The organism is Oleiphilus sp. HI0067, assembly GCF_001635735.1.
This window is the reverse complement of record NZ_LWFI01000843.1, coordinates 1-2,976: the sequence shown is the minus strand read 5'-3', so window position 1 is coordinate 2,976 and position 2,976 is coordinate 1. Positions and strand designations below refer to the sequence as shown.

2 protein-coding genes are annotated in these 2,976 nt (G+C 43.9%); one reads left to right on the top strand and one right to left on the bottom strand.

The window, feature by feature from the left end; translation table 11 throughout:
* A partial coding sequence (locus A3739_RS08935) for a DEAD/DEAH box helicase (RefSeq protein ID WP_082878331.1) occupies nucleotides 1-1,130 on the top strand: 1,130 nt, incomplete at its 5' end.
* Nucleotides 1,131-1,134: 4 nt separating this feature from the next.
* On the opposite strand, the gene A3739_RS08930 is transcribed toward A3739_RS08935, so the two are convergent.
* The gene (locus tag A3739_RS08930; RefSeq protein WP_068481850.1) at nucleotides 1,135-2,739 is read right to left on the bottom strand and encodes an ABC-F family ATPase; all 1,605 of its coding nucleotides are present in this window, start codon (nucleotides 2,737-2,739) and stop codon (nucleotides 1,135-1,137) included.
* Nucleotides 2,740-2,976: the final 237 nt, after the last annotated feature.

Sequence of the window (2,976 nt, the reverse complement as noted above, 5' to 3'; positions counted from 1 at the left end):
CTCAGATGTTGAAGTTAAGAAAGGGTATTGATGTATTAGTTGCAACGCCTGGACGCTTACTTGATTTATGTGAAAAGAATGCCGTAAAGCTCGATCAGATTGACGTATTTGTTCTAGACGAAGCCGACAGAATGCTGGATATGGGCTTCATTAATGATATTCGCCGCGTTATCGCGCTATTGCCCAAGCGCAGACAAAATCTGCTGTTCTCAGCGACATTTTCCGATGACATTCGTAATTTAGCGAAAGGCTTGATTCATGATCCCGTTGAGATCTCTGTATCGCCAAAAAATTCTGCCGCGAAAACTGTCGATCAATTAGTTATTCCAATTGATAAAGCTAACAAGTCACAAGCCTTAATTACCTTAATTAAACGCCATCAATGGTATCAAGTGCTCGTCTTTTGTCGGACAAAGCACGGCGCGAACAAGCTAAGCCAAAAACTGATTAAGTCTGGAATTAAAGCAGCCGCGATTCATGGTAATAAGAGTCAAGGAGCTAGAACAAGGGCGCTATCAGACTTTAAAAGCGGTGATTTACAAGCGCTTATTGCTACCGATATTGCCGCGCGAGGAATTGATATTGATCAGTTACCTCAAGTCGTGAACTTTGATTTACCGCATGTAGCTGAGGATTACGTGCATCGTATTGGTCGCACCGGGCGCGCTGGCATGGCAGGGAAAGCTGTCTCGTTAGTCACGGCAGAAGAATATAAAGAACTCGTCGGAATAGAGCGTTTGATTCAGCAGCATATTCCAAGAGAAGACATAAAAGGCTTCGAAGCTCAAAATGCATTGCCAGCATCTCCGCAGACTTTAAAACCAATTAAGGCGAAAAAACCGAAGAAAAATAAGACCAAAGTCGATGCTTTTAATCAGACCAGCTCAACGAATATGTCTGCCTCAGGCAAGCCGGATAAAAACAAGAAAAAAGCTAATAACAGCGACGGACACGGCAACAAGTCTCGCGACAAGGCTAAAAAGAGTCAGGCAAATAAAGATATTTGGGCTAGAGGCAAGCCAAAACAGAACAAGCCTAAGAAAAGTAGCAATAAACAGACTGGGAACAAAAATGCAGAATCTAAAAAAGGAGTAGGGCGCTCGCCACGCAAACGCCCTGTTCAAAATTAGGCGATTAACGCTTGGTTTCTAGTGCTAATTGGCGCGCAAGGTACTCTTCATAAGTGCCTTGGAAATCATTTAGCTTGTTGTCCTTGATTTCAATAATGCGTGTAGCCAAAGAAGAAACAAACTCTCTGTCATGGCTGACAAAAATCAGAGTGCCTGGATAATTTTCGAGCGCTAGGTTTAACGCTTCGATCGATTCCATGTCCAAGTGATTGGTTGGCTCATCCATAATTAGCACATTTGTTTCAGCGATAATCAGCTTACCAAACAACAGGCGGTTCTTTTCACCACCTGAACAAACAGAGACTTTCTTGTCGATGTCTTTCGACGAGAACAGCATGCGCCCCAGAATGCCGCGAATGAACTGATCATCTTGACCTGGCTTACGCCACTGGCCCATCCATTCGAACAAAGTCATATCTTCTGCAAAGTCGCGCGTACTGTCTTGTGGGCAATAACCAAGGCTTGCACTCTCAGCCCATTTAATAGTACCAACGCTAGCATCAAGCTCGTTCATCAAGCAGCGGAGTAGGGTTGTCTTACCTACGCCGTTTTCTCCAATCACCGCCAAACGTGTTCCAGCTTCGAGAATCATATCGCCGCCTTCAAATAAAGTTTCACCATCGAAGCCATGAGCTAAACCTTCAAGCACCAATGATTGGCGATGAAGTTTCTTTTCCTGATTGAAACGAATAAACGGGCTAACACGACTTGAAGGCTTAATTTCTTCTAACTCGATCTTTTCGAGACGCTTGGCGCGTGAGGTTGCTTGCTTTGCTTTTGACGCGTTGGCTGAGAAGCGGCTAACGAACTGTTGCAGCTCAGCGATCTCAGTTTTCTTTTTCGCATTCTCATGTTGTAAACGCTCACGGGCCGCAGTCGAAGCAATCATAAAGTCGTCGTAGTTGCCTGGGTAAACACGCAGCTCACCGTAATCGATATCGGCCATGTGCGTGCACACAGCATTTAAGAAGTGACGATCGTGAGAAATAATTATCATTGTGCTTGAACGTTGATTTAACAGTTCTTCTAACCAACGAATTGTATCGATATCCAAGTTGTTAGTCGGTTCGTCTAACAACAATATGTCTGGATCGGAGAAAAGTGCTTGAACTAGTAGGACGCGTAATTTCCAACCTGGTGCGATTTCGCTCATCAAGCCATAGAACATGGAAGGATCAAGGCCAGCATGAGTCAGCAATTCTTCAGCTTTAGATTCGGCAGAATAACCATCTAGTTCGGCGAAACGTGTTTCAAGATCAGCAACAAGCATTCCTTCTTCTTCGCTCATTTCTGGCAAGGAATAAATACGCTCGCGCTCAAGCTTAATATCCCAAAGTTCTTTGTGGCCCATAATGACCGCGTCAACAACGCTGTATTCTTCAAATGCGTATTGATCCTGACTTAATTTAGCGACACGTTCATTCGGAGAAATCGATACATTTCCTGATGTTGGCTCAAGTGAGCCGTCCAAGATTTTCATGAACGTTGATTTGCCGCAACCGTTTGCGCCAATAAGTCCGTAGCGATTACCTTCGCCAAATTTGACGGAAATGTTTTCAAAGAGAGGTTTCGCACCAAATTGCATGGTGACATTTGCTGTAGAAATCAATGAGTCGACCTTCGATCAGAATGTATGGAGACAAGCAAAAAGCCTGATTGCCTAAAATTTGCGCGCACTATAGAGCACAGCGCGCGCGAGGTCGATAAAAACTTTGAAATAGCTGCCGAGTTAGTATGACGAGCATATTTTCGTCACGATCAGGGGGCCATATTCTGTTTATATTTACGATAACTCACTACGATCTGAAATCATGTGTTTGAATCAACTTAGTCTCACTTAATTAAA